The 24,663-nt window shown below is 65.1% G+C and carries 22 protein-coding genes; 21 read left to right on the forward strand and 1 reads right to left on the reverse strand.

Features of this window, described 5'->3' with window-relative positions; genetic code table 11:
- Positions 1-269: 269 nt before the first annotated feature.
- The 20 genes from ytfQ (at position 270) to CIT40_RS12380 (ending at position 22,175) form a co-directional block, all read left to right on the forward strand.
- Positions 270-1,235: a galactofuranose ABC transporter, galactofuranose-binding protein YtfQ gene (gene ytfQ / locus CIT40_RS12285; RefSeq protein ID WP_094896194.1), complete on the forward strand. Its 966-nt coding sequence runs from the start codon at positions 270-272 to the stop codon at positions 1,233-1,235.
- A gap of 84 nt (positions 1,236-1,319) precedes the next feature.
- A complete protein-coding gene (locus tag CIT40_RS12290; protein ID WP_162307461.1) occupies positions 1,320-2,864 on the forward strand; it encodes a sugar ABC transporter ATP-binding protein in 1,545 nt (514 codons plus the stop codon).
- Positions 2,861-3,853, forward strand: coding sequence for an ABC transporter permease (locus tag CIT40_RS12295; protein ID WP_094896196.1), 993 nt, complete (start codon positions 2,861-2,863; stop codon positions 3,851-3,853). The genes CIT40_RS12290 and CIT40_RS12295 overlap by 4 nt, the downstream gene beginning before the upstream one ends.
- Complete coding sequence (gene yjfF, locus CIT40_RS12300; protein WP_094896197.1) at positions 3,850-4,830, forward strand: galactofuranose ABC transporter, permease protein YjfF; 981 nt, start codon at positions 3,850-3,852, stop codon at positions 4,828-4,830. The genes CIT40_RS12295 and yjfF overlap by 4 nt, the downstream gene beginning before the upstream one ends.
- Positions 4,827-5,603, forward strand: a complete 777-nt coding sequence (locus CIT40_RS12305) for a FadR/GntR family transcriptional regulator (RefSeq protein WP_094896198.1) — start codon at positions 4,827-4,829, stop codon at positions 5,601-5,603. Before yjfF ends, CIT40_RS12305 begins: the two co-directional genes overlap by 4 nt.
- Positions 5,600-6,526 (forward strand): Gfo/Idh/MocA family protein, encoded by a 927-nt coding sequence (locus tag CIT40_RS12310; RefSeq protein ID WP_094896199.1) that lies wholly within the window; start codon positions 5,600-5,602, stop codon positions 6,524-6,526. The genes CIT40_RS12305 and CIT40_RS12310 overlap by 4 nt, the downstream gene beginning before the upstream one ends.
- Positions 6,527-6,528: 2 nt before the next feature.
- The gene (locus CIT40_RS12315) at positions 6,529-7,605 is read left to right on the forward strand and encodes an aldose epimerase family protein (RefSeq protein ID WP_094896200.1); all 1,077 of its coding nucleotides are present in this window, start codon (positions 6,529-6,531) and stop codon (positions 7,603-7,605) included.
- Positions 7,605-8,483: an SMP-30/gluconolactonase/LRE family protein gene (locus CIT40_RS12320; RefSeq protein WP_162307845.1), complete on the forward strand. Its 879-nt coding sequence runs from the start codon at positions 7,605-7,607 to the stop codon at positions 8,481-8,483. Before CIT40_RS12315 ends, CIT40_RS12320 begins: the two co-directional genes overlap by 1 nt.
- Positions 8,484-8,556: 73 nt before the next feature.
- Complete coding sequence (chvE, locus tag CIT40_RS12325; RefSeq protein WP_094896202.1) at positions 8,557-9,630, forward strand: multiple monosaccharide ABC transporter substrate-binding protein; 1,074 nt, start codon at positions 8,557-8,559, stop codon at positions 9,628-9,630.
- A 134-nt stretch (positions 9,631-9,764) separates the two neighbouring features.
- The gene (mmsA, locus tag CIT40_RS12330) at positions 9,765-11,342 is read left to right on the forward strand and encodes a multiple monosaccharide ABC transporter ATP-binding protein (protein ID WP_094896322.1); all 1,578 of its coding nucleotides are present in this window, start codon (positions 9,765-9,767) and stop codon (positions 11,340-11,342) included.
- Positions 11,339-12,529: a multiple monosaccharide ABC transporter permease gene (gene mmsB, locus CIT40_RS12335; protein WP_094896203.1), complete on the forward strand. Its 1,191-nt coding sequence runs from the start codon at positions 11,339-11,341 to the stop codon at positions 12,527-12,529. The genes mmsA and mmsB overlap by 4 nt, the downstream gene beginning before the upstream one ends.
- A gap of 53 nt (positions 12,530-12,582) precedes the next feature.
- Positions 12,583-13,245 carry an HAD family hydrolase gene (locus CIT40_RS12340; RefSeq protein ID WP_094896204.1) on the forward strand — a complete coding sequence of 221 codons (663 nt, stop codon included), beginning with the start codon at positions 12,583-12,585 and terminating at the stop codon, positions 13,243-13,245.
- 7 nt (positions 13,246-13,252) lie between these two features.
- Positions 13,253-14,203, forward strand: coding sequence for a sugar-binding transcriptional regulator (locus CIT40_RS12345; RefSeq protein ID WP_094896205.1), 951 nt, complete (start codon positions 13,253-13,255; stop codon positions 14,201-14,203).
- A gap of 342 nt (positions 14,204-14,545) precedes the next feature.
- Positions 14,546-15,859, forward strand: coding sequence for an ABC transporter substrate-binding protein (locus CIT40_RS12350; RefSeq protein WP_162307462.1), 1,314 nt, complete (start codon positions 14,546-14,548; stop codon positions 15,857-15,859).
- 145 nt (positions 15,860-16,004) lie between these two features.
- Positions 16,005-16,877, forward strand: coding sequence for a carbohydrate ABC transporter permease (locus CIT40_RS12355; protein WP_094896206.1), 873 nt, complete (start codon positions 16,005-16,007; stop codon positions 16,875-16,877).
- 3 nt (positions 16,878-16,880) lie between these two features.
- On the forward strand, positions 16,881-17,711 hold the full coding sequence (locus tag CIT40_RS12360) for a carbohydrate ABC transporter permease (protein WP_094896207.1): 831 nt from the start codon (positions 16,881-16,883) through the stop codon (positions 17,709-17,711).
- 15 nt (positions 17,712-17,726) lie between these two features.
- Positions 17,727-18,734, forward strand: coding sequence for an ABC transporter ATP-binding protein (locus tag CIT40_RS12365; RefSeq protein ID WP_094896208.1), 1,008 nt, complete (start codon positions 17,727-17,729; stop codon positions 18,732-18,734).
- Between the two features lie 39 nt (positions 18,735-18,773).
- A complete protein-coding gene (locus CIT40_RS12370; RefSeq protein ID WP_094896209.1) occupies positions 18,774-19,547 on the forward strand; it encodes an SDR family NAD(P)-dependent oxidoreductase in 774 nt (257 codons plus the stop codon).
- Positions 19,548-19,587: 40 nt separating this feature from the next.
- Entirely contained in the window at positions 19,588-21,234 is a 1,647-nt protein-coding gene (locus tag CIT40_RS12375) for an FGGY-family carbohydrate kinase (protein ID WP_094896210.1), read from the forward strand.
- Between the two features lie 5 nt (positions 21,235-21,239).
- Positions 21,240-22,175: a carbohydrate kinase family protein gene (locus CIT40_RS12380; RefSeq protein WP_094896324.1), complete on the forward strand. Its 936-nt coding sequence runs from the start codon at positions 21,240-21,242 to the stop codon at positions 22,173-22,175.
- Between the two features lie 7 nt (positions 22,176-22,182).
- On the opposite strand, the gene CIT40_RS12385 is transcribed toward CIT40_RS12380, so the two are convergent.
- On the reverse strand, positions 22,183-23,070 hold the full coding sequence (locus tag CIT40_RS12385; protein ID WP_094896211.1) for a LysR family transcriptional regulator: 888 nt from the start codon (positions 23,068-23,070) through the stop codon (positions 22,183-22,185).
- Between the two features lie 123 nt (positions 23,071-23,193).
- Between CIT40_RS12385 and CIT40_RS12390 the strand changes: the two genes are divergently transcribed.
- Entirely contained in the window at positions 23,194-24,615 is a 1,422-nt protein-coding gene (locus CIT40_RS12390; RefSeq protein ID WP_094896212.1) for an amidase, read from the forward strand.
- Positions 24,616-24,663: the final 48 nt, after the last annotated feature.

The following is a 24,663-nucleotide window of genomic DNA, read 5'->3' on the forward strand; positions in this document are numbered from 1 at the left end:
CCCGTTGTCACCGTCGCTGCGATCGAGCGCTCGCAGCCCCGCGCGAAATTTTCCTTCACCCCTCAATTGCATCACCGGAGCAAAATCGCGCTGAGCGTGTTGTAGAACCGCTCGCTGCCGCTTGCTCGTGCTCTGCTCAAATAGTCAAATAATATGACTAGTCGGAACTCATCTTCCGTGAAATAGTCCCGTCCGCCGCCTCAAAGGACGGCCTGAGGGTGTCATGCTACCAATAGGCGCCCCGGATAACATCTTGGGAGACTCGCCTGATGATCCTCAAAGCCCTCTTTGCGGCCAGCGCCACGGCCGCCTTGCTGCTCGCGCTGCCGGCGAATGCCGCCGAGCTCACCATCGGCTTCTCGCAGATCGGATCGGAGTCCGGCTGGCGCGCGGCCGAGACGTCGGTCTCCAAGCAGGAGGCCAGCAAGCGCAAGGTCAATCTCAAGATCGCAGACGCGCAGCAGAAGCAGGAGAACCAGATCAAGGCGATCCGCTCCTTCATCGCGCAGAACGTCGATGCGATCTTCCTCGCACCGGTGGTCTCGACCGGCTGGGACTCGGTGCTGAAGGAGGCCAGGGAAGCCAAGATCCCGGTCGTGCTGCTTGACCGCGATATCGATCCCTCCGGCAAGGAGCTCTATTTGACCGCCGTCACCTCCGACAGCGTGCATGAAGGCGAGGTCGCCGGTGACTGGCTGGCCAAGACAGTCGGGGCCAAGGCCTGCAACATCGTCGAGCTGCAGGGCACGGTCGGCGCCAGCGTCGCCACCAACCGCAAGAAAGGCTTCGACACCGCGATCGCCAAGCACGCCAACCTGAAAGTGGTGCGCAGCCAGACCGGCGACTTCACCCGCGCCAAGGGCAAGGAGGTGATGGAAAGCTTCATCAAGGCCGAGGGCGGCGGCAAGAATATCTGCGCGGTCTACGCGCACAACGACGACATGATGGTGGGAGCCATCCAGGCGATGAAGGAAGCCGGTCTCAAGCCCGGCAAGGACATCCTCACCGTCTCGATCGACGCGGTCCCCGATATCTTCAAGGCGATGGTCGCCGGCGAAGCCAACGCCACGGTGGAGCTGACGCCGAACATGGCGGGCCCGGCGCTCGATGCCGTTGCAGCTTTCAAGAGCAAGGGTACGGTTCCGCCGAAATGGATCCAGACCGAGTCCAAGCTCTATACCGCAGCCGACGATCCGCAGAAGATCTACGACAGCAAGAAGGGCCTCGGTTACTGAGGCGATCCCCCTTCGAAACCGCCGCACGAACGACTAGGCTGGGTGTCCGCTTCAATGGCGGGCACCCGTGGGAGTGAATTTGCCATGCAGAACGGCCCCGATCCTGCTCTGCCCCTTCTCGAGGTGCGCGGGATCAGCAAGAGCTTCGGCGCCGTGCGCGCGCTGCAGGAGGTCGACTTCACGCTGCGCGCCGGCGAGATCCATGCGCTGCTCGGCGAGAATGGCGCCGGCAAATCCACGCTGATCAAGGTCGTCACCGGCGTGTTTCCGCGCGATGCCGGCATCGTCAGGATCGGCGGTGAAGAGATCGCGCCGCGTTCGGCGAAGGCGGCGGTGGCTGCGGGCATTGCCACCGTCTACCAGGAGGTCAATCTGTTGCCGAACCTCTCGGTGGCACAAAACCTGTTCCTCGATCGCCAGCCGATGCGCTTCGGCATCGTGCGCGAGGGTGAGATGCGCCGCCGCGCCAAGGCGCTGCTTGCGGAGTTCGGTCTCGATATCGATGTGGCCGCGCCGCTCGGCCACTATTCGGTGGCCATCCAGCACGTCACGGCGATTGCCCGCGCGGTGGATCTCTCCGCGCGTGTGCTGATCCTGGACGAGCCAACCGCGAGCCTGGACCGACACGAGGTCGAGATCCTGTTCGGCATCATGCGCCAGCTTGCAAAACGAGGCATCGGCATCGTCTTCGTCAGCCATTTCCTCGACCAGGTCTACGAGATCTCCGACCGCATCACGGTGCTGCGAAACGGCCGCCTGGTCGGTGAGCGCGAGAAGGCGTCCTTGCCGCGGATCGAGCTGATCCGGATGATGCTCGGCCGCGAGCTCGCGGAGACGACCAATGCGCGGGCGGCGACGAGCGAATATGAGGCGCGCGAGGTCTGCGCGAGCTTCGAGAATTACGGCAAGGCCGGCTATGTCGTGCCGTTCGATCTCGAACTGCGCCATGGCGAGGTCGTCGGCCTCGCCGGCCTGCTCGGCTCGGGCCGCACCGAGACCGCGCGGCTGGTGTTCGGCGCCGAGCGCGCAGATGGCGGGAAGGCGAGTGTGGAGGGCGCGTCGGTGCGGTTGCAGTCGCCACGCGACGGCGTCCGCCACGGCTTCGGCTATTGCCCGGAGGAGCGCAAGACCGACGGTATCGTCGCCGAGCTCACCGTGCGCGAGAACATCGTGCTCGCGCTCCAGGCCAAGCGCGGCCTGCATCGGCCGCTGCGGCGCCGCGAGCAGGACGAGATCGCGCGCCGCTACGTCAAGATGCTCGACATTCGTCCGCCCGATCCCGAGCGTCCGGTCGGCCTGTTGTCCGGCGGCAACCAGCAGAAGGTTCTGCTGGCCCGCTGGCTTGCGACCTCGCCGCGGCTGCTGGTGCTGGACGAGCCGACCCGCGGCATCGACGTCGGCGCGCATGCCGAGATCATCCGCCTGATCCGCGAGCTCTGCGACGACGGCCTGTCGCTGCTCGTGATCTCCTCCGAGCTCGATGAGATCGTGACCTATTCCGACCGCGTCGTGGTGCTGCGCGATCGCGCCCATGTCGAGGAGCTCGCAGGCGAGGCGGTCGATGTCGGCAACATTCTCGCGGCCATTGCCGCCGACGGCGCCGGCGTTGCGCATGAGGAGCGGGCATGACAGCGCTGTTGCCGCGCCGCGGTCTCGCCCAAATCCTCGCATTGATCGTCATCCTCGCGGTCGACCGCGTGGTGTCGCCGCAGTTTTTCGACCTGCGCCTCCAGGACGGCCGTCTGTTCGGCAGCCTCATCGACGTGCTCAATCGCGGCACGCCGGTGGCGCTGCTCTCGCTCGGCATGGTGCTGGTGATCGCGACGCGCGGCATCGATCTGTCGGTCGGTGCGGTCATGGCAATCGCGGGCGCGATCGCGGCGAGCCTCGCCGACACTCACAGTCTGGCCGTGGTTCTGGCGGCCGCGCTCGGCGCGGGCTTGATTTGCGGCCTTTGGAACGGCTTCCTCGTCGCGGTGCTCGGCATGCAGCCGATCGTGGCGACGTTGATCCTGATGGTGGCCGGACGCGGCATTGCCCAGCTGATCACCGAGGGACGGATCGTGACCTTCTCCTCGCCGGATCTGGTCTGGCTCGGTAACGGTGCCATTCTCGGCGTGCCCGTGCCGGTCGCGATTGCGCTCGGCATGCTCATCCTGACCGGCGCGGTGGTGCGCGGCTCCGCGCTCGGGCTGCTGATCGAGGCGACCGGCGGCAATGCGCGCGCGAGCGAGCTTGCCGGCGTCGGCACACGAGCGATGATCCTGTCGGTCTATGTCTGGTGCGGCGTGTGCGCCGCGCTGGCCGGCGTGATCGCGGCGGCCGACATCATGGGGGCGGACGCCAACAATGCCGGCCTCTGGCTCGAGCTCGATGCGATCCTGGCCGTGGTGATCGGCGGCACTTCGCTGTTCGGCGGCCGCTTCAGCCTCGTGCTCGCGGTGCTCGGCGCGCTGATCATCCAGACCATGAACACCGGCATCCTGTTGTCCGGCTATCCGCCGGAGTTCAACCTGCTGGTCAAGGCGGTGGTGGTGCTTACGGTGTTGTTGTTGCAATCGCCGAAGCTGACCGGTTTTGCCGGCATCGCCGCGCGGCTGCGGAGGACGAAGGCATGAGAGGCCTGCCGCCCGCCCTCATCACGGCGATCGTGCTCGTTGCGGGCTTCGCAGCCTGCGCGGTGCAGTTTCCCAACATCGCCTCGACCCGCGTCGTCGGCAATCTCCTCACCGACAACGCTTTCCTCGGCATCGTCGCGGCCGGCATGACCTTCGTCATCATCTCTGGCGGCATTGATCTTTCGGTCGGCTCGGTGATCGGCTTCACCACCGTCTTCGTTGCACTCGCGATCGAGCGCTGGGGCATGCCGCCGCTGGCTGCTTTCGTCGCCGCCCTCGCACTCTCGGCGGCCTTCGGTGCGGCGATGGGCGCGGTGATCCATGTCTTCGATCTGCCGCCGTTCATCGTCACGCTGGCGGGGATGTTCCTGGCTCGCGGCGCGAGCTTCCTGCTCTCCACCGAATCCATACCGATCACCGCGCCGATCTATTCCACTGTGTCGGACTTCGCCTTGCGATTGCCGGGTGGAGGACGGTTGACCGCGATCGCGATCATCATGCTCGTGATCGTCATCGGCGGAGCCCTGCTGCTGCGTCTTACGAGATTTGGCGCCAATGTCTACGCGCTCGGCGGCAGTCGGGTGACCGCGAGCCTGATGGGCGTTGCCGTCGGCACGATGACGGTGAAGATCTACATGCTGTCGAGCCTGCTGGCAGGTATCGCCGGCATCGTCTTCTCGTTCTACACCAGCGCCGGCTATTCCCTCTCCGCCGTCGGTGTCGAGCTCGACACCATCGCCGCCGTTGTGATCGGCGGCACGCTGCTCACGGGCGGGCAGGGCTCGGTGATCGGAACTTTCCTGGGCGTGCTGATCCAGGGCCTGATCCAGACTTACATCAATTTCGACGGCACCTTGTCGAGCTGGTGGACCAAGATCGCGACTGGAATCCTGCTGTTCGCCTTCATTGCCTTGCAACAGGGACTGGTCGCGCTGGCCCGGCGGCCGTTGACGAAGCGCGCGGGAGCTGCCTCATGACCTCGCGCATCGTCGTCATCCCGACGCGGCGGGCCCACTCCAACCATGCGGAAGTCGCCCGCTCGATCGGCGTCGACATCATCGCCGGCCGTTATGCCGAGGGCACGCGCCTGCCGGGTGACGCCGAGATGATCGCGATGTTCGGCGTGTCGCGGCCGGTGCTGCGGGAGAGCGTGAAGACGCTGGTCGCCAAGGGGCTGCTCACCACCAAGGCGCGGGTCGGCACCGTCGTGCGCGAGCGCGGCGCCTGGAACATGTTCGATGCGGACGTGCTAGCCTGGCATCTCGATGCCGGCATCGACAAGCGTTTCCTCAACGACCTCGCCGAGATCCGTCTTGCGGTCGAGCCGCGCGCGGCGATGCTGGCGGCCGCGCAGCGGTCGGAGGAGGATCTGACCGAGCTTCGGCGCAGCATGGAGCGCATGCGGCTCGAAGCGTCCGACTCGGTCGGCTTTGCCGATGCCGACCTCGCGCTTCACATTGCCGTGGCTCGGGCCTCCGGTAATTTGTTCATGCGCTCGATCGGCCACGTCATCGAGGCCGCGCTTCGCGCCTCGTTCCTGCTGAGCGCGCCGGTCGAATTGGAGGACCGCGACACGGTGCTGCTCTGGCACCAGAAGATCGTCGATGCGATTGCGGCCGGCGATGCCGAGGCCGCCTCGGAGGCGATGGTCCATGTCATTCACAACGGCATGCGCCGCCACGATGGTACGGTGATCGAGACCGCGCCGGCCGAGGCGTTGCCATCCGTGCAGTCCGGAGAGAGATCGTGACCGAACTTCGTATCGCCATCGTCGGCTTCGGCAAGATTGCACGCGACCAGCATGTCGGCGCGATCGCCGCGGTGCCGGGCGCGACGCTGACCGCAATTGCCAGCCGCAACGCCTCGCTGCCGGGGCTGCCGCATTTCGCTACCATCGAGGAGCTGCTGGAAAAGGGGCCGCCGATCGATGCGGTTTCGCTGTGCACGCCGCCGCAGGTGCGTCGCGCCCAGGCCGCCGCGGCGTTAGCCGCCGGCAAGCACGTCATGCTGGAGAAGCCGCCGGGCACCGGAGTTGCCGAGCTCGATCCGCTGATCGCAATGGCGGCAGAGGCAAAGCGTACGCTGTTTGCGACCTGGCATTCGCGCCACGCGCCGGCGGTCGAGCCCGCGCGACAATGGCTCGCGGCGCGACGCATCAAGTCGGTGCACATCAGCTGGAAGGAGGATGTCCGCGTCTGGCATCCCGGTCAGGGCTGGATCTGGGAACCGGGCGGCCTCGGCGTGTTCGATCCCGGGATCAACGCGCTGTCGATCCTGACCAAGATCCTGCCGAAGCCCGTGTTCGTCACCGCGGCGGAGCTTTCGTTTCCCGCCAATTGCCAGGCGCCGATCGCAGCGAGCCTGACGCTGACCGACATCGACGGCCTGCCTGTCACCGCTGAGTTCGATTTTCGCCAGACCGGGCCGCAGAGCTGGGATATCGTCGTCGAAACCGAGCAGGGCCGGATGACGCTGTCCGGCGGCGGCAGGCACATGGCAATCGAAGGCAAGACCGTTGCCGAGGCGCCCGACGAGGAATATCGGGAACTTTACCGGCGCTTCGTCGCGCTCGCCGCGACCGGCGCAAGCGACGTGGATCTGGCACCGCTTCGCCTCGTTGCCGACGCCTTCCTGCTCGGCAGGCGCATCGTCGTCGAACCGTTTGTGGATTAGACATGGCGGCATCAAAGATTACGAAGGACGTTTTTGGAACGCTGCCCGACGGCCGCGGGGTCGACCGCATCGTGCTGCGCGGCGAGGGCGGTTTCGAGGCGCGCATCATCACCCATGGCGCGGTGTTGCAGGCGCTGATCGCGCCCGATGCGAAGGGCAGCCGCGACGACGTCGTGCTCGGCCACGACACTTTCGCCGGCTATCTCGCGGAACGAAAGTTCTTGGGCGCCACCGTCGGCCGCTACGCCAACCGCATCGCCAAAGGACGGTTCTCGCTCGACGGCGGGACGGTTCAGCTTGCCGTCAACAACGGGCCGAATGCGCTGCATGGCGGGCTCGATGGATTCGATCGCAAGCTCTGGGAGATCGCGGAGATCGACGACGGCGCCGCGCCTGCGGTGACGCTCACCTATACGAGCCCGCATGGCGAGGAGAATTATCCCGGCAAGCTCGATGTCCGCCTGACCTATCGCATCACCGGGCCGACCGAGTTGTCACTGAGCATGGAGGCGCGGACCGACCGTCCCACCATCGTCAATTTGACAAACCACAGCTTCTTCAATCTCGAAGGCGCGACCTCAGGGACGCCTATTCTCGACCACAGACTGACGGTCGCCGCCGCGCATTTCCTCGGCATCGACCCCACCGCCATTCCGTTGCCCGAACCGCCGCGCAACGTTGCCGGCACGCCGTTCGACTTCCGCGAACCTCGGCCCGTGGGGGAGCGGATCCGGCAAAGCGATGAGCAGTTGCGCAACGGCAGGGGCTACGACCACACCTACTGTCTCGCGCGCGACGGCAAGCTCGCGCTCGCAGCGCGGCTGGAGGCGCCGCGCTCGGGGCGGATCATGGAACTGTTCACGGACCAACCGGGACTTCAGGTCTATTCCGGCAATTATCTCGACGGCACCATCTCTGGGAAGGGCGGCAAGCTGATCCGTCAGTCGGACGCGATGTGTCTGGAGCCACACATCTGGCCCGATGCGCCCAACCGCCCGGATTTCCCGAGCCCGCGCCTCGATCCCGGCCAGGTCTATCGCCATCACACGATCTATCGCTTCGCAGTGAGGACGCCATGATGGAACAGGTCCCCACCTCAATTCTCTCGAACGATCCCTGTCATCTCGGCGAGGGACCGACCTATGACGTCACCACCGATACCGCCTGGTGGTTCGACATTCGCGAGGGACGGCTGTTCGAAGCGCACCTCGGCAGTGGTGCGATCCGCGTCCACGCGCTCGGCCGGATGGCGAGCGCACTTGGGCGCATCGATGCCGAACGGCAGTTGATCGTCGCCGAGGACGGGCTTTACGTCCGCAAGCTCGCCGATGGTGTGATGACGCTGTTCCTTCCGCTCGAGGCGGACAAGCCCGACACGCGCTCCAATGATTGCCGCGTGCACCAGTCCGGCACGTTCTGGATCGGGACCATGGGCAAGAAGGCCGAGCCGAAGGCCGGGGCGATCTACGCGCTCCATCGCGGCAAGATCTCGACGCTGTTTTCCGGCATCAGCATCCCCAATTCGATTTGCTTTTCGCCGGATGGCGGCACGGGGTACTTCACCGACACCGCGCGCGCCGTGCTCTACGCCGTGCCGCTCAATCCCGCGACTGGCCTGCCGCGCGGCGAGCCGGAGGTGCTGCTGCGCCACACCGGTATCGGCGGCCTCGACGGTTCAGTGTGCGACGCCGACGGAAACATCTGGAATGCCTGCTGGGGCGCGAGCCGCATCGACGTCTACTCTCCGCAAGGCGAGCGTCTGCGCTCGCTAGGCGTGCCGGCAAAGCAGGCCAGCTGCCCCGCCTTCGTCGGCCCCGATCTGTCGCGGCTCCTGGTCACCTCGGCTTGGCAGGATATGGACGCGGCGGCACGCGCCGCCGATCCGCAAGCCGGTTACACCTTTCTATTGGAGGCCTCCGCTCGCGGTCGCGCGGAGCCTGACGTCGAGCTCGCATAGGAGACCCAAGAGCCGTCTACGACCAAGTTCTCGACGACAGCAAGAAACAATCTGACACCCAAGGGAGTGAAACATGCTGAAACTGAAGACGACATTCCTCGCGCTGGCGCTGGCCGGCGCTGCCACGATGGCCACGGGCCTCACCGCCTCCGCCCAGGACAAGGCGACCGTCGGCATCGCGATGCCGACAAAGTCTTCGGCGCGCTGGATCGACGACGGCAACAACATGGTCAAGGTGTTGAAGGAGCGCGGCTACAACACCGACCTGCAATATGCCGAGGACGACATCCCGAACCAGCTCTCGCAGGTCGAGAACATGGTGACCAAGGGCGCGAAAGCCCTGGTGATCGCCGCGATCGACGGCACCACGCTGTCCGACGTGCTCAAGCAGGCCAAGGCGAAAGGCATCATCGTGATCGCCTATGACCGCCTGATCCGCGGCACGCCCAACGTCGACTATTACGCGACCTTCGACAATTTCCAGGTCGGCGTGCTCCAGGCGCAATCGATCGAGAAAGGCCTCGGCCTGAAGGAAGGCAAGGGCCCGTTCAACATCGAGCTGTTCGGCGGCTCGCCCGACGATAACAACGCCTACTTCTTCTACAACGGCGCCATGAGCGTGCTGAAGCCCTATATCGACAGCGGCAAGCTCGTCATCGCCTCGGGCCAGATGGGCATGGACAAGGTCGCGACGCTCCGCTGGGACGGCGCCACCGCCCAGGCCCGCATGGACAATCTTCTCAGCGCCTACTACGGCAACAAGAAGATCAACGCCGTGCTGTCGCCCTATGACGGCATCTCGATCGGCATCATCTCCTCGCTGAAGGGCGTCGGCTACGGCAGCGCCGATCAGCCGATGCCGATCATTTCGGGCCAGGACGCCGAAGTTCCCTCGATCAAGGCGATGCTGCGTGGCGACCAGTATTCGACCATCTTCAAGGACACCCGCGACCTCGCCAAGGTGACCGCCGATATGGTCGATGCCGCGCTTGCCGGCAAGCAGGTCACGGTCAACGACACCAAGACCTACGAGAACGGCGTCAAGACCGTGCCGTCCTATCTGCTCAAGCCGGTCGTGGTCTACAAGGACAATTGGGAGAAGGTTCTGGTCGAGAGCGGCTACTACAAGAAGGCGCAGTTCCAGTAAAACGTTACTTCCGTCATTCCGGGGCGATGCGAAGCATCGAACTATGGTGCGCAATTGCGCACCTGAGAATCTCGAGGTTCCGGGTCCACCCCTCGGGCGCCCCGGAACGACGGCGATTGAGGGACACGATGCCGATGACCGCCATGCTGGAGATGCGCAACGTCAGCAAGAGTTTTGCAGGCGTGCAGGCGCTGCGCGACGTCAACTTCTCGGTTCACGCCGGGCAAATCCACGCGCTCGTCGGAGAGAACGGCGCCGGCAAGTCGACGCTGATGAAGGTGCTCAGCGGGGTCTACCCGCATGGCAGCTACGAGGGCACCATCGTCTTCGACGGCGAGGAGCGGCGCTTTCGCGACATCAACGATTCCGAGGCGCTCGGCATCATTATCATCCATCAGGAGCTGGCGCTGATCCCGCTGATGTCGATCGCGGAAAACATCTTCCTGTCGCATCCGCCATCGAAGCTCGGCGTGATCGACCGCGACGAGGTCTATCGGCGCACGCGCGAGCTGCTGGCGCAGGTCGGCCTGAAGGAATCGCCGGATACGCTCATCACCGATCTCGGCGTCGGCAAGCAGCAGCTGGTCGAGATCGCGAAAGCGCTGTCCAAGCGGGTGCGGATGCTGATCCTGGACGAGCCGACCGCGAGCCTCAACGAGGCCGACAGCGCCGCGCTGCTCGAACGCCTGATGGCGTTCCGCGAGCAGGGCATCGGCTCGATCCTGATCTCGCACAAGCTCAACGAGGTCGCCAAGGTCGCCGACCACATCACCGTGCTGCGCGACGGCCGCACCGTCGACGGCATCGACTGCCGCGCCGAGCCGATCCAGGAAGACCGCATCATCCGCAGCATGGTCAACCGCGACATGGCTCACCGTTTCCCGGAGCGCAGCGTCAAGATCGGCGAGCCCGTGCTCGACGTCGCGAACTGGTCGGTCTATCACCCCATCCATCCCGAGCGGCAGGTGATCAAGAACGTCGATTTCGGCGTCAGGCGCGGCGAGGTCGTCGGCATTGCGGGGCTGATGGGCGCGGGCCGCACCGAATTCGCCATGAGCCTGTTCGGCCGCTCCTGGGGCACCAATATCAGCGGCAGTCTTCGGCTCGAGGGCAGAGACATGGTGCTGCCGAGCGTCGCGGCGGCGATCGACGCCGGCCTTGCCTATGTCACCGAGGATCGCAAGCAGCTCGGTCTGATCCTCGCCGACGACGTTCGCAAGAACATCACGCTGGCCAGCCTCGACCAGGTCGCACCGAAACGCGTGATCGACGACATCGCGGAACTGAAGATCGCCAGCGACTATCGCACGCGCATGCGCATCCGCTGCTCCGATGTCTATCAGGAGACCGGCCAGCTCTCCGGCGGCAACCAGCAGAAGGTGGTGCTGGCGAAATGGCTGATGACGGACCCCAAGGTCCTGATCCTGGACGAGCCGACGCGGGGCATCGACGTCGGTGCCAAATACGAGATTTACTGTATCATCAACGAGCTGGCGGAGGCCGGCCGCGGCGTCGTGGTGATCTCCTCGGAGATGCCCGAGCTGCTCGGCATCTGCGACCGCATCTGCGTCATGAACGAGGGCGCCTTCGTCGGCGAGTTCAAGGGCGCGGAGGCGACGCAAGAGAAGATCATGCGCGCGATCATGCGCAACGAACGAAATATCGGGAACGTCGCGCCTGCGGCGGCGGAAATGGGAGGAATGCAGCCATGACCGACAAGACGGTATCGCTGCCCGAGGAGCGCCGGCACGGCAGCTTCATCAAGAACAATTTGCGCAACTACGGCATGCTGATGTCGCTGGTCGCGATCATGCTGTTCTTCCAGGTCATGACCGGCGGCACGCTGCTGCAGCCGCTCAACCTGACCAACCTGGTGCTGCAGAACAGCTACATCGTCATCATGGCGCTCGGCATGCTGCTGGTGATCGTCACGGGGCATATCGACCTCTCGGTCGGCTCGGTCGCCGGCTTCGTCGGGGCGGTGGCCGCGGTGCTGATGGTGACCTACAAGGTCGACTACACGCTTGCCTTCATCGCCTGCCTGGTGCTGGGCGCGGCGATCGGTGCGGCGCAGGGCTATTGGGTGGCCTTTTTCGGCATTCCATCCTTCATCGTGACGCTGGCGGGCATGCTGGTGTTCAAGGGCCTGGCGCTCGCGGTGCTGCAAGGCCAGTCGCTCGGCCCGTTCCCGGCCACCTTCCAGAAGCTGTCGTCCGGCTTCATTCCGGAGCTGCTGCCCGAAGCCGGCACGCTGCATCCGACCTCCATGCTGATCGGTGCGGTGCTCGCGCTCGGCCTCGTCTATGCCGGCGCCAAGGGTCGCTCGCGCGAGCAATTGCACGGCATCGAGGTCGAACCGTATGCGTTCTTCCTGGGGAAGAGCGTCCTGCTCGCCTGTGCGGTCCTCTATTTCACCTATCTGATCGCCTCGCATCGCGGCCTGCCGAACGTGCTTGTGATCATGACCGCGTTGATCGCACTCTATGGCTTCGTCACCCGGCGCACCGTGATCGGCCGGCAGGTCTATGCTGTCGGCGGCAATGCAAAGGCGGCAAAACTGTCGGGCATCAAGACGGAACGGCTGACTTTCTTCACCTTCGTCAACATGGGTGTGCTCGCGGCGCTTGCCGGCCTCGTCTTCGCCGCACGACTTAACACCGCGACGCCGAAGGCCGGTCTCGGTTTCGAGCTCGACGTCATCGCCGCCTGCTTCATCGGCGGTGCCTCGGCCTATGGCGGCGTGGGCCGCGTCGGCGGCGCCGTGGTCGGCGCCATGATCATGGGCGTGATGAACAACGGCATGTCCATCCTTGGCATCGGCATCGACTATCAGCAGGTCATCAAGGGCCTGGTGCTGCTCGGGGCGGTGTGCATCGACGTGTACAATCAGCGGCGCTAAGGTCGCCAAGGTGGGCTATTGCCCACGTGATGGGTATATGATCGAATGATGGGATGGGCCCCATCCGGTTAAAACCCGACTTGATCATCTTTGACTGCGACGGCGTGCTCGTCGACAGCGAACTGTTGAGCTGCCAGGGCCTGTCCGAGGTATTGGCCGAGTTCGGCCTTGCGCTCACCCCCGCGCAGGCGCTCGAGCTATTCCTCGGGCGCAGCACCAAGGCGATCGAGCAGCATTATCGCGATCTCGGGCAGGTCTTGCCTGAGGGTTTTCTGCCGCGGTTGAAGTCGCACGTGCTGGCGACGTTCGCGGGCTCGCTCCGGGCGATCCCGGGCGTTGCCGCCATCATGTCCGAGTTGCGGATGCCGTTTTGCGTGGCGTCGTCGAGCGACATCGACCGCGTCTCGCTCTCGCTCGACGTCACGGATTTGCGGGCAAATGTCGGCGAGCGGATCTACACCGCGCAAATGGTCAGGCATGGCAAGCCGGCGCCCGATCTGTTTCTCCTTGCGGCCGAGAAGATGGGCGCGCACCCTGCGCGCACGCTGGTGATCGAGGACAGCGTCAGCGGCGTGCAGGCGGGCAAGGCGGCCGGCATGACGGTCTGGGGATTTGTCGGCGGTAGTCATTATCACGGACGCGACGGGCGGGCTATATTGTCCGAGGCGGGGGCCGACCGGGTCTTCGCGGACATGAGCGATTTCTGGGAGGGGTGAGGCCCGCATGGCCGCCGAGAACGACAAGTCCCGACTCGACGATGCCGCGCGCGCCGGCTGGCTGTATTTCATCGCAGGTCACACCCAGGACGAGATCGCAAAGATGCTCCAGGTCTCGCGTGCCTCGGCGCAGCGGCTGGTTTCGTTGTGCCTCGCCGAGCGTCTCATCACCTTCCGGCTCGAACATCCCATCGCCGCCTGCATGGAGCTTGCGGGGCGCTTGAAGGCGCGTTTCGATCTCGCCCATTGCGAAGTGGTGCCGGCCGATCTGGCGGCGCCGCAGGCCACCGCAGGCATCGCCGAACGCTGCGCCAATCTGCTCGACGCGACGCTGCGTTCGGAGACGCCCGTGATCGTCGCGCTCGGCACCGGCCGCGCGGTGCGCGCCGCGGTCGAGCGCGTCACGCCGATCGACCGGCCCAATCACCAGATCGTCTCGCTGGTCGGCAACATCTCCGCGGACGGTTCGGCGAGCTTCTACGATACGGTCGGCCGGCTCGCCGACCGCACCGGCGCGCGGCACTATCCCATGCCGCTGCCGTTCTTGATGTCGTCCGAGGACGAGCGCAACAAGATGGTCCGCATCGAGCCGATCGCCAAGGTGAAGGCGGTCGCGGCCAAGGCTGATCTGCGGCTCGTCGGCATCGGCCAGATGGACCAGAAGGCGCAGGTGCATGTCGACGGCTTCGTCACCCGCGACGAACTGTTCGAGATGATGCGGCTCGGTGCCATCGGCGAGATCACCGGCTGGGCCTATGATGCCAAGGGCCGCCTGCTCAAGGCCGGCACCAACAAGCGCCTCACCAGTATCCCGCCTGAAGTGCCGGCGAAGGCCGCGACCATTGCCGCTGTGGTCGGCGCCGCCAAGGTGCCGGCCATTGCGGCGGCGCTGAAGGGCGGCTTGATCAACGGCTTGATCACGGACGAGGCGACGGCAAGGGCGATTTTGGAGCGGTAAGCTGCGCGGCACGGGACTGCGCTACCTCTCCCGCTTGCGGGAGAGGGCTGCGGAGAGGGTCTCTCCGCTGGCTAGATTCCCCAAGAGGAGAAGCCCTCACCCGTATCGCATCTGCGATGCGATACGACATCTCCCGCAAGCGGGGAGGTGATACAAGCCGCGGCGCTTGTTCCGAGCAATTGCTGTCACTTCTGCACTGCACGACGTCCGATCCCCCGCACCGCAGCACTCATAAGTTGCGCAAACGCCCGCGCGCCTGCTTGACAATCCTCCTCTCTTGCGTTGAACATACGCCCAACGCGTGGGCATATGCTCAAAAGCGCGAGTTTGAGGGAGGTCTCCGTGAAACATGTCCTGGGCGCCGTCTGCGGCGCGTCTGCACTTTTGCTGGCCGTCCCGGCGATGGCCGAAACCACCCTGACGATCGCCACCGTCAACAATGGCGACATGATCCGCATGCAGGGGCTGACGGCTGAGTTCACCAAGAAGAACCCCGATATCACCGTGAAGTGGGTGACGCTGGAGGAGAACGTGCTGCGCCAGCGCGTCACCACCGACATCGCCACCAAGGGCGGCCAGTTCGACGTGCTCACCATCGGCACTTACGAAGTTCCGATCTGGGCCAAGAAAGGATGGCTGGTGCCGCTCGCCAATCTGGGCGCCGATTACGACGTCGCCGACCTGTTGCCCAGGATCAAGGACGCGGTCTCCGTCGACGGCAAGCTCTTTGCCGCGCCGTTCTACGGCGAAAGCTCGATGGTGATGTATCGCACCGATCTGTTCGACAAGGCCGGACTGAAGATGCCGGAAAAGCCGACCTGGGACTTTGTCGTCGACGCCGCCAAGAAGCTGACCGACAAGAGCGCCGGTACCTACGGCATCTGCCTGCGCGGCAAGGCCGGCTGGGGCGAGAACATGGCGTTCCTCTCGGCCATGGCCAACTCCTATGGCGCGCGCTGGTTCGACGAGAAGTGGCAGCCGCAGTTCAACACGCCGGAATGGAAGGCGACGCTGACGACCTACGTCAATCTGATGAAGGAGGCCGGGCCTCCCGGCGCAAGCTCAAACGGCTTCAACGAGAATCTGGCGCTGTTCAACGCCGGCAAATGCGCGATGTGGATCGACGCCACGGTCGCCGCGTCCTTCGTCACCAATCCGAAGGATTCTAAGGTCGCCGACAAGGTCAGCTTTGCGCTGGCGCCCAACACCGGGCTCGGCAAAAACGCAAACTGGCTGTGGGCCTGGAACCTCGCGATCCCCGCCGGCTCGAAGAAGATCGAAGCCGCCGAGAAGTTCATCGCCTGGGCGACGGGCAAGGACTACACCAAGCTGGTGGCATCGAAGGAGGGCTGGGCCAATGTGCCGCCGGGCACGCGCACCTCGCTCTATCAGAACCCCGACTATCTCAAGGTCGCCCCGTTCGCCAAGCTGACGCTGGCCTCGATCGATGCAGCCGATCCGAACAAGCCGACAGTGAAGCCTGTGCCCTATGTCGGCGTGCAGTATGCCGCGATCCCCGAATTCCAGGGCATCGGCACCCAGGTCGGCCAGCAGTTCTCGGCCGCGCTTGCGGGCTCGATGACGGTCGATGGCGCGCTCGCCGCGGCGCAGTCGGCGACGGAGCGTGAGATGAAGCGCGCCGGCTACATCAAGTGAACCCGAGCTCGACCGCCTGAGCTCAGACTTGCGGCCATCCAGCGTCATGGATGGCCGCCTTCTTCCCGAGGTTTCATTTTGACGCGTTTTCTTCCCGCGAACCGGTCTCCACTTCGCTCGAAAACGCTCTGACGGAGAAGCGTTGATGGCAACCCGGCAAACGCAGTTCCTTGCGCGCTCGCTCCTGGCGCCGGCCGTCGGGCTGCTGTTCATCTGGATGATCGTCCCGCTGGCGCTGACGATCTATTTCTCCACGCTGCATTACAGCCTGCTCGATCCCGGTTCGGAGTCCTTCGTCGGGCTGGAGAACTTCCGCTACTTCCTCACTGATCCCGCCTTTCTGGCTTCGCTCCAGAACACGCTGGTGCTGGTCGGCTCGGTGCTGGCGCTGACGATCCTGCTTGGCATTCCGCTCGCACTGCTGATGGACCAGCCGGTGATCGGTCGCAATTTCGTGCGGCTGATGGTGATCGCGCCGTTCTTCGTGATGCCGACGGTGAGCGCGCTGGTTTGGAAGAATTTGTTGATGCACCCGGTGTCCGGCCTGTTCGCCTGGCTCGCCGCGCTGTTCGGCCTGACGCCGATCGACTGGTTCAACGACGTGCCGCTGTTTGCGGTGATCCTGATCGTGACGTGGCAATGGCTGCCGTTCGCCACCTTGATCCTGCTCACCGCGCTGCAGTCGCTCGACGAGGAGCAGAAGGAGGCTGCCGAGATGGACGGCGCCAGCGCGGTCTCGACCTTCATCTACATCACGCTGCCGCACCTGGCGCGCCCGATCACGGTGGTGGTCCTGATCGAAACCATCTTCCTGCTCACCGTGTTCGCCGAAATCTTCGTCACCACCGGGGGAGGGCCGGGCCTGCAAACGACCAACATCGCCTTCCTGATCTATTCGCAGGCGCTGATCCAATTCGACGTCGGCAGCGCCTCTGCGGGCGGCCTCGTCGCGGTGGTGATCGCCAACGTCGTCGCCTTCTTCCTCGTCCGCATCGTCGGCCGCAATCTGGAAGCCTGAATCATGGCGCGCAAGACGACGACGCAGCACGTGGTGATCTCGACGATCGGAGCGTGGCTCTTCGGCTTCCTGATCTTCTTCCCGATCTTGTGGATGGTGCTGGCGAGCTTCAAGACCGAGCTCGAGGCTTTCGCCATCCCGCCGTCGTTCCTGTTCTTCCACTGGACCACCGAGAACTACGCGACCGTGCAGGAGCGCAGCGATTATCTCCACCACGCGCTGAACTCGATCATCATCGCCGGCGGTTCGACCTTGATCGCGCTTATGATCGCGATTCCGGCGGCGTGGTCGATGGCTTTCTCGCCGACCAAGCGCACCAAGGACATCCTGCTCTGGATGCTCTCGACCAAGATGATGCCGCCCGTCGGCGTGCTGGTGCCGATCTACTTGATCTACAAAAGCTTCGGGCTGCTCGATTCCCGCATCGGCCTGGTTTTCATCCTGTGCCTCGGCAATCTGCCGATCGTGATCTGGATGCTGTTCACTTATTTCAAGGAAATCCCGCGCGACATCCTCGAAGCCGCGCGCATGGACGGCGCCACTATCGGCCGCGAGCTGGTCTATGTCTTGACGCCGATGGCGATCCCGGGGCTGGCCTCGACCATGCTGCTCAATCTGATCCTGGCCTGGAACGAGGCGTTCTGGACGCTCAATCTGTCGACGTCGAACGCCGCGCCGCTCACCACGTTCATCGCGTCCTATTCCAGTCCCGAAGGGCTGTTCTGGGCAAAGCTGTCGGCGGCCTCGACGCTGGCGATCGCGCCCATTCTCGTCCTCGGCTGGTTCAGCCAGAAGCAGCTCGTGCGCGGGCTCACCTTCGGCGCGGTAAAGTAAAGGGGCTGCCGGATCATGGGTCAGATCACACTTCAGGACGTGCAGAAATCCTTCGGCCCGGTGCACATCATCAAGGGCGCCGACCTCGAGATTGCAGATGGCTCCTTCGTGGTGTTCGTCGGTCCGTCCGGCTGCGGCAAGACAACCTTGCTGCGGCTGATCGCGGGCCTGGAGGATGTCTCCGGCGGCAAGATATTGATCGACGGCAAGAACGTCGTCGATACGCCGCCCGCCAAGCGCGGGCTGTCGATGGTGTTCCAGTCCTACGCACTCTATCCGCATATGAGCGTGCGCGGCAATATCGGCTTCGGCCTGAAGATGGCAGGCTTGCCAAAGGACGAGATCAACCGCAAGGTCGAGGCGGCGGCTGCGACGCTCAATCTTTCGCCCTATCTCGACCGCAAGCCGCGCGAACTCTCCGGCGGCCAACGCCAGCGCGTCGCGATCGGCCGCGCCATCGTGCGCGAGCCCAAGGCGTTCCTGTTCGACGAGCCGCTCTCCAACCTCGATGCGGCGCTGCGCGTCCAGATGCGCATCGAGGTGACGCGGCTTCAGAAGCAACTCGGCACCACCGCGATCTACGTCACCCACGATCAGGTCGAAGCCATGACCATGGCTGACAAGATCGTCGTGCTGAACGGCGGAAAGATCGAGCAATATGGCTCGCCGCTGGAGCTCTACGAGCGGCCGGCCAATCTCTTCGTCGCCGGCTTCATAGGTTCGCCCAAGATGAATTTCGTCACCGGAGAGCTCGCTTTGCAACGTGGTGCCGCCACCATCGGCGTCCGGCCGGAGCACCTCAAGATCGACCGCGATGGCACCGGAGGCTGGCAGGGGACCATCGCGGTGGCCGAGCATCTCGGCAGCGACACCTTCCTCTATGTCGATGCCGGCCCGCTCGGAATGCTGACCGCACGCTATATCGGCGAATTGAGCCTGCATGCCGGCGACCACGTGTCGCTGGTGCCGGACCCCGCGCGCATTCACCGCTTCGACGCGAGCGGCAACGCGCTTCGGAACTGAGAACAAATCGGCAGAACGGCAAGAAACGGAAAGACCACCATGTACCTGGAAAAATTCAAGCTGAACGGCAAGACCGCGTTCATCACCGGCGGCGGGCAGGGCATTGGCCTTGGCTGCGCGGAAGCGCTGGCTGAAGCCGGCGCCAGGGTCATCATCGGAGACCGCGACGGCAAGGTCGCCGACAGCGCCAAGGCCAGCCTGAAGGCGAAGGGTTTTGACGTGGAGACGGTGATTATGGACGTGACCGATACCAAGCGCGTGGCAGAGGTCGCCAACGACCTCGTCGCCCGCCACGGCAAGGTCGACATTCTCGTCAACAACGCAGGTATTGCCCGCAGCGAAACCCCGGCGGAGACCGTCACCGACGAACACTGGCTCAACGTCATCGACGTCAATCTCAACGGCACCTTCTGGTGCTGCCGCGAATTCGGCAAGCACATGCTGAAGGCGAAGAGCGGGGCCATCGTCAATGTCGGCTCGATGTCCGGCTTCATCGTCAACAGGCCGCAGGAGCAGTGTTTCTACAATGCGTCCAAGGCGGGGGTGCATCATCTGACCAAATCACTGGCCGCCGAATGGGGCGCGCGCGGCATCCGCGTCAATGCGGTGGCGCCGACCTATATCGAGACGCCGCTCAACGCTTTCGTGAAGAGCAACGCCAAGATGTACGACGCCTGGATCGGCGGAACCCCGATGGCGCGGATGGGGCAGGTCGAGGAGATCGCCTCGGTCGTGTTGTTCCTGAGCTCCGAAGCGGCCAGCCTGATGACCGGCAGCATCGTGCTGGTGGATGGCGGCTATACTTGCTGGTAGGCTCACCGTCAAAACCGACGGAAAGCGACCGGGAGCGACAATGCCGCGAGCGTATATCGGCGTCGACGTGGGGACCACAAGCACGCGCGCCGGAGTGTTTGACGAGGCCGGCACGCTGTTGGGCACCGCCCGGCATCCCATCCGGATCTGGCACGAGGCTGGCGATATCGTCGAGCAATCGTCCGGGGACATCTGGGACGCATGCGTCAAATCGGTGCGCGCCGCGATGGCGGAGGCAGCGATCGTGCCCGACAGCATCGGCGGCATCGGCTTTGACGCGACGTGTTCGTTGGTTGTCCTCGACAGGCAGGGCGAGCCGCTCACCGTCAGCGCATCGGGGGACAGGCAGCGCAACGTCATCGTCTGGATGGATCATCGCGCCATCGCCGAGGCGCGGCTGATCAACGAGACTGGGGATGACGCGCTGCGCTATGTCGGCGGCTCGATCTCGCCCGAGATGGAGATGCCGAAGCTCTTGTGGCTGAAGCGGCACCTGCGCGCGAGCTTCGACGCCGCCGGCTACTTCTTCGATCTCGCGGATTACCTGACCTGGCGCGCAACCGGTTCCTTGCAGCGTTCGACCTGTACTGTCACCTGCAAATGGAACTATCTCGCGCATGACGGCGGCGGCTGGAGCGCGCAGTTCTTCGAACGCATCGGTCTGTCTGACTTTGTTGCCGAAACATATGCCCGCATCGGTACCGAGATCGTCGCCCCCGGCACCCGGCTCGGCGCGGGGCTGACCGGAGCGGCTGCGGCCGAGCTCGGCTTGGTGCCGGGCACGCCAGTCGGCGCGGCGCTGATCGACGCCCATGCCGGCGGCATCGGGGCGATCGGCGGCCGCGACGGATCGGGCGGGGAGAGTGATGTCAGCGATCGGCTCGCCTACATCATGGGAACGTCGGCCTGCATCATGGCGACGACGAGGGAGCCATGTTTCGTACCCGGCGTGTGGGGGCCTTATTACTCCGGCATGGTCCCGGGCTTCTGGCTCAACGAGGGCGGCCAGTCGGCCGCGGGCGCGGCGATCGACCATCTCCTGAAATCGCATCCGGGCTACACAGAGGCGAGCGCGGCGGCACGCAGCGAGGGCCTCGACCTCATCGATTTTCTCGAGCGCCGCATCATCGCGCGCGCGGGCAATGCCAGCCGCGCCGCGCTGCTCGCCCGCGACATCCATGTTCTCCCCGAATTCATCGGCAATCGCTCGCCCTACGCCGACCCCGATACGCGCGCGGTGATCGCGGGCCTCGATCTTGACACCGACATCGCCGCGATGGAGCGGCTGTTCGTTGCCGGCCTCTGTGGTCTCGCCTATGGGCTTGCCGAGGTGATCGAGGCCTTCGCCGCACATGGCGTCCGCTCCAGCCTCATGATCATGGGGGGCGGTGCGAGCCGCAGCCCGTTGGTGCGGCAGATCATGGCGGATACGACGGGCCTTACCGTCGCACTGCCGCAGACCAGGGAGCCGGTGCTGCTGGGGGCTGCGATGCTGGGCGCGGTGGCCGGCGGCGCCTATGCTTCGATCGGCGAGACCATGGCCAAAATGTCGGCGCTGGGACGGAAGAGCGAGCCGACCGCGGCCGACATGGCCGCGTTCCACGCCCGCAAGCGCGAGGTCTACAAGCTCCTGCGCGAAATCGATCGCGGCAGCCGCGCGGCGATGCGCGACGTGGCGAGAGGTTGAAGGTCATGCTGATTGCCTGCGGTGATGCGCTGATCGATTTCGTGCCGACGCGGAACGCCGGGGGGCGCGAGGCGGTGATGCCGGCGGTCGGCGGCTCCTGTCTCAACGTCGCGATCGGCATGGCGCGGCTGGGTGCGCCGACCAGCTTTGTCGGCGGCATCTCGACCGACATGTTTGGGCGGATGATCGCGGATCACGCCACAGCTTCGAACGTGGATATCGCTCTCGCCACTCGCAGCGATCTCCAGACAACACTCGCCTTCGTGCGCATCGTTGCGGGCGAATCGCACTATGCCTTCTATGACGCAGAAACCGCGACGCGGAACTGGACCTACCGGCCTGGAACGATTCCGTTCGCAAGCGTCGAGGCCCTTCATGTCGGCTCGACCACGCTTGTCAGCGATCGGGGCGCGGCCGAGACGAAAGCACTGATTGCGGACGGGCGGGGGAGGTCGACGGTCTCGTTCGATCCGAATTGTCGCCCTAACCTGGTCAAGGACAAGCCGGCCTACCTCGCACGCATCGCCGAATTTGCGGGGCACGCCGACCTCATCAAGATGTCCGACGTCGATTTCGCCTACCTCTTCGGCGACGAGCCCTGTCACCGGCGCGCCGACATGCTGCTGGCACAGGGCCCGAGCCTCGTCGTCATCACCCGCGGCAACGATGGCGCGATTGCGTGGCATGCCGGGGCAGGCCAGATCGAAGTTCCCGCGCCAAAGGTCGAGGTCGCCGATACCATCGGCGCAGGCGACAGCTTCCAGGCAGCGCTGCTGTTTGCCCTGTACAAGCAGGGTCGTGTCGCGCGCGAACGGCTGAAGGACATCGGTGCAGACGAACTCCGCCGCGCGCTGTCTTTTGCCGCCAATTGCGCCGGCCTTACCTGCACCCGCCCGGGCGCCGATCCGCCCTGGAGCCGCGAGATCAATTGGAGCTGGTAGCGCCAGCTCACATCCGCGCGACGGCCTTCTCGGCGCATTTGATGAACCTGGAGATCAGCGGGCTCTGGGAATCCCGTCGCCAGCATACCGCGATGTCGATGGAATCGGCTGCATCGCGCAGCGGTCTGAACACGATGCCGCGCGGCGCGCCGGGCTTGGCGCAGGCCGGCACGATGGCAAAACCTTCGCCGGCGAGAACCAGGCTGAGCGCCGAATGCACAGTCTCGACTCGGCTCGCGATCGGCATCACGACCTGATGACGTCGCAGCAGAGCCGCGACTGCGGAGGAGGCTGGATCTTGCTCCGGCGGCGGCAGTGCAATCAGAGGGCGGCCATGCAACCGCTCCATCGGAACGGTGCTGAGCCGTGCGAGTGGCGAGCGGATCGGCATCGCCAGCATGAAGCGCTGCGCACCGATCCGCGCCACCTGGATCTCGGGGTGGTTGATGGCCGGCATGCACAGGGCAACAGTGACGCTGCGGTCGAGCAGCCGGGCCTCGCGTGTCGAGGCGCTGAGCTCGGCGAAGTCGAGATCGACGCCGGGAACCGAGCGTCGCAGCTCCGGGATGAGCCGAGGCAGCATCGCGTTCGCCAGCACGAACATGTAGCCGACCGAGAGCCGTCCACGCTTGCCGGCGGCAACCGCGCGCGCGGCTTCGGCGCCGTCGACGGCCAGCGCCAGCGCCTCGCTCGCGCGTGTCAGCAGTGCCTGGCCCGCCTCGGTCAGATCCATGCCCCGGGTGCCACGGCGGAACAGCGGCGCGCCGATCTCGGCCTCGAGCTTGCGGATCTGGACCGAAAGCGGAGGCTGCGCCATCCGCAGCCGCTCGGCGGCCTTGCCGATGCTGCGCGCCTCGGCGACGGCGACGAAATAGCGGAGCCGGCGAAGATCCATTGGCATACCGAAAACGTATGGGTTGGCGACCAAAATCGTATTGGACGGCGAGTTAACAAAACTGCCATTCTCGCTGTCAATGTCTTCGGGTCAATGGCGGCCCGCTTCGGAGCGTGATGTGACATGAACAGCGATCCCTGTCTCCTCTCCGCAACCGAGCTGCGCGGCCTCATTGCCGGTAAGAAGATTTCTCCGGTCGAGATCGTCAGCGCCGTGCTGGCGCGCGCCGAGGCGCTCCAGCCCGAGCTGAACTGCTTCATCACCCTGTGTGGCGACGAGGCGATGACGCAGGCGCGCGTCGCGGAACGCGGGATGATGGCCGGCGAGCCGCTCGGCCTGCTTCACGGCATCCCCGTCACCGTCAAGGACATCGTCAACACAGAGGGCGTCAAGACCACCTTCGGCGCCGTTCCCTTCAAGGACAATTTGCCGAACGAGGATGCCGTCGCGGTGGCGCGGTTGCGCAGCCAGAGCGCGATCCTGATCGGCAAGACCACGACGCCGGAATTCGGCAGCAAGTGCCTGACGGATTCTCCTTTGTTCGGCCGCACCCGCAACGCGTGGCACGCCGGACGTTCGTCCGGCGGCTCCAGCGGCGGCGCGGCGGTGGCGGTGGCCAGCGGCATCGCGCCGCTCGCGATCGCGACCGACGGCGGCGGCTCGACGCGAATTCCCGCTGCATGCAATGGCGTGGTGGGCCTGAAGCAGAGCAACGGTGTGATCCCGCACAGCCAGGCGCTGGATGCGTTCGGCAACCAGACCTATGTCACGCCGATGACGCGCACCGTCGCCGACACCGCGCTGATGATGCAGGCGATGGCAGGCGAGGATGCCTGCGACCCCTGGTCGATCGGCGTCCCCGTGCCCGATTTCATCGGCGCGACTGCGGCGCGCGGCGATCTGCGCGGGCAGCGGATCCTGTACTGCCTGACGCCGCCGGGCCGTCCGGTGTCCGCCGAGGTCGCAGCCAGCTTCGAGGCGAGCCTCGACCGGCTGGCCGGACTTGGTGCCGAGCTCGAGGAATTCTCCGGCGACGGTTTCGACATCGAGCCGATCTGGCGCGCCATCAACCACACGGTCTGGCGAACGCGCTTTGCAAAACTCGCAGCCGAGCACAAGGACCAGCTGAGCGAGGCCTTCCTCAAGCAGTTGGCGCTCGCGACCGAGGTCAGCGGCGTCGACTACCAAGAGGCGATGTTCGCGCGCACCGCGCTGTTCCGGCGCGTGCAATCGCTGCTTGCGCGCGGACACTTTCTGGCGATGCCGACGCTGACGCGCACCGCGCTTCCGATCGAGCAGGACCTGTTCGGAACCATCGAGATCGACGGAGCGCATTTCGACAGCGTCCGGCCGCACTGGTTTCCCTGGACCATGTTGTTCAACATGACCGGCCATCCCGCAATCAGCCTGCCCTCCGGCTTCGGCCGCGACGGCCTGCCGATCGGGCTTCAGCTCGTCGGCCGCTTCCGGGCCGATGCGGAATTGCTTCGGGTGAGCGCGCTGTTCGAGGCTTCGAGCGATCTTCTGTCCCGCTGGCCGGAATGACAACGTGCTCACGCAGCAAAAGACTTGCGTCCTGCGCCTGGACATGTT

Source organism: Bradyrhizobium amphicarpaeae (assembly GCF_002266435.3).
Classification (GTDB): domain Bacteria; phylum Pseudomonadota; class Alphaproteobacteria; order Rhizobiales; family Xanthobacteraceae; genus Bradyrhizobium; species Bradyrhizobium amphicarpaeae.